We start from the raw sequence: 2,328 nt of genomic DNA on the forward strand, positions 1-2,328 counted from the left end.
TTCATAAGCTATACGAAGAAATGGCTGAAGAACAGCTCATGTCAGCAAATCCTATTCTCAGGAAAGTTTTAGGAGGAGATTAAATCTTCTCTTATTTTTTCTCTTTTAAATGTGGGGGATTAAAGTGAAATTAGTAGTATTAACAGGAATTCCAGGTTCTGGAAGTACAACTTTATTGAATAAAGCTTTAGAAGAAGTTGATTATCTTCATTTAAATTATGGAGATATAATGACAGAGATTGCAATTAAAAACGAACTTGTATCTCATAGGGATGAGTTAAGGAAATTGCCTGCTGAAACTCAAAAAGATATTCAAGCTAAAGCAGCAGCCGAAATCAAAGCAAGGTCTGAAAGTGACAATGTCATTGTTGACACTCACTGTACTATCAATACTCCTGCCGGTTTTTTACCTGGCTTACCAATATGGGTATTAGAGCAATTACAACCTGATCAATTTATTTTGGTTGAAGCAAATCCTGATGAAATTATTTATAGAAGATTAAATGATGATACTCGTGAAAGGGACCTTCAAAAAGTTAAAGAAATAGACCTGCATCAACAAATGAACAGGGCTACTTCAATGGCTTATGCTACTTTAACAGGAGCTACTGTAAGAATTGTTGAAAATCATGACAATCATTTAGATTCTAATATTAAAAAATTGATAGATATTTTAAATTTATAGAGGTGTTCTATTATGCCTGACCCATGGGGGATTATTTTAGGAGCATTAAATGCAGTATTTAATCCAATTTTAGCAATGGACCCAAATCCAGCAAATCCTGCTTTAACAGTATTAATTATTGCATTTATTGTTTCACTAATTACAACAATTGCAAACAAATATCTAGTTGACCAAGATGAAATGAATGAAATCCAAGCAAGAAATAAAAGTCTAACAAAAGAGTTGAGAGAGGCTCAGAAAAAAGGGGACGGAAAAAAAGTTGCTGAACTTCAAGCCAGACAGTCTGAAATGATGCAAGACCAAAGTAAAATGATGACTAACTCATTCAAACCGATGATTGTAACTTTTGTTCCAATTATTTTAATATTCTTCTGGATGAGATCTTCTGCTATTAGCGGATTAGTTATTCACTTGCCTCCTTCTGTTTATTGGGTTACTTTAACTCCAGTATGGCATTTCATTGGAAGTATCATTTATGGTGGACAGGCTACCATCCCTTATGGTATTGGATGGTTGTTATGGTATATGATTTGTACATTCGGTATGAGTCAAATACTAAGAAAATTCTTAGGATTTAAACAAGGGTTCTAATTTAACCCTTTTACCATACATTTATTAATGATGAAAAGAATATATTATATTATTCTATTTTGAATACGCTATTACACAATTATTTATTTAAAAATTATTAAGGTGATTAAATGCCTGCAAATAGGTTTAGATCAAGATCATATAAAAGAATTCATAAAAACACCCCTGGTGGGGCTAATGTTTTAAGATATAAAAAGAAAAAACCATCTAAGCATGTTTGTGCTGAATGTGGTAAAGTGTTACATGGAGTTCCTCGTGGACGTCCATATTTTAAGATATAAAAAGAAAAAACCATCTAAGCATGTTTGTGCTGAATGTGGTAAAGTCTTACATGGTGTTCCTCGCGGACGTCCATATGAAATTGGAAAATTATCAAAAACAGCTAAAAGACCTAACCGTCCATATGGTGGGTACTTATGCTCAAGTTGTGCTCGTAAAATTTTCAAAAACGAGGCTAGAAAATAATGATTATTACTATTGGCGGATTAGCTGGAACTGGAACTACAACTACTGCTGAGCTTCTCAGTAAAAAGTTAGATATTCCATATATTTCTGCAGGTTTTGTATTTAGAGAAATGGCTGCAGAAAGGGGTATGAGTGTTCTTGAATTTAGTGAGTTTGCTGAAGGTAATGATGATATTGATAAAGAAATTGATAAAAGGCAAGCTTTAAAAGCCAAAGAAGCAGAAAATCTTATAATTGAAGGGAGACTATCAGCATTTTTTGTTGATAATGCTGATTTGAAGATTTGTTTAGTGACTCCATTTGATGTCCGTTCCAAAAGGATATCAGATAGGGAAAATAAATCTGTTGAAGTGGCTAAAAACGAAATCATTGTTCGTGAGAAAAGTGAAGCTTTAAGATACATGGAAATCCATAATATAGACATTTCTAATATGGATGTCTATGATATAGTTATAAATACTGGTACTTTCAATCCTGAAAAAGTATCTGAAATCATTATTCAAACATTAAAGGTGATATAAATGGCATCAATCGAAGTAGGTAGAGTATGTGTTAAAATCGCTGGTAGAGAAGCTGGCGAAAAATGT

Annotated in this window: 3 protein-coding genes and 2 pseudogenes; all 5 read left to right on the plus strand. The window is 32.8% G+C overall.

Translation table 11 applies throughout. The features are described 5' to 3' along the window. The first annotated feature begins 124 nt into the window (after positions 1-124). Positions 125-685 carry an adenylate kinase gene (locus QZV12_RS13535; protein ID WP_292602861.1) on the plus strand — a complete coding sequence of 187 codons (561 nt, stop codon included), beginning with the start codon at positions 125-127 and terminating at the stop codon, positions 683-685. A 12-nt stretch (positions 686-697) separates the two neighbouring features. Then, positions 698-1,276: a DUF106 domain-containing protein gene (locus QZV12_RS13540; RefSeq protein WP_292602859.1), complete on the plus strand. Its 579-nt coding sequence runs from the start codon at positions 698-700 to the stop codon at positions 1,274-1,276. 110 nt (positions 1,277-1,386) lie between these two features. Beyond that, positions 1,387-1,741: pseudogene (locus tag QZV12_RS13545) on the plus strand (50S ribosomal protein L34e). Then, positions 1,741-2,262, plus strand: a complete 522-nt coding sequence (cmk, locus tag QZV12_RS13550; RefSeq protein WP_292608594.1) for a (d)CMP kinase — start codon at positions 1,741-1,743, stop codon at positions 2,260-2,262. Before QZV12_RS13545 ends, cmk begins: the two are co-directional and overlap by 1 nt. Next, positions 2,263-2,328, plus strand: a pseudogene (locus tag QZV12_RS13555) (50S ribosomal protein L14e); the annotation flags it as partial.

Origin of the sequence: uncultured Methanobrevibacter sp. (assembly GCF_902769175.1) — an archaeon.
Classification (GTDB): Archaea; Methanobacteriota; Methanobacteria; order Methanobacteriales; family Methanobacteriaceae; genus Methanobrevibacter.

What these genes read in the sequence shown, in the direction of transcription:
- cmk (WP_292608594.1), top strand. Translation starts at nt 1,741, where the DNA reads ATGATTATTACTATTGGCGGATTAGCTGGAACTGGAACTACAACTACT.
- QZV12_RS13540 (WP_292602859.1), top strand. Translation starts at nt 698, where the DNA reads ATGCCTGACCCATGGGGGATTATTTTAGGAGCATTAAATGCAGTATTT.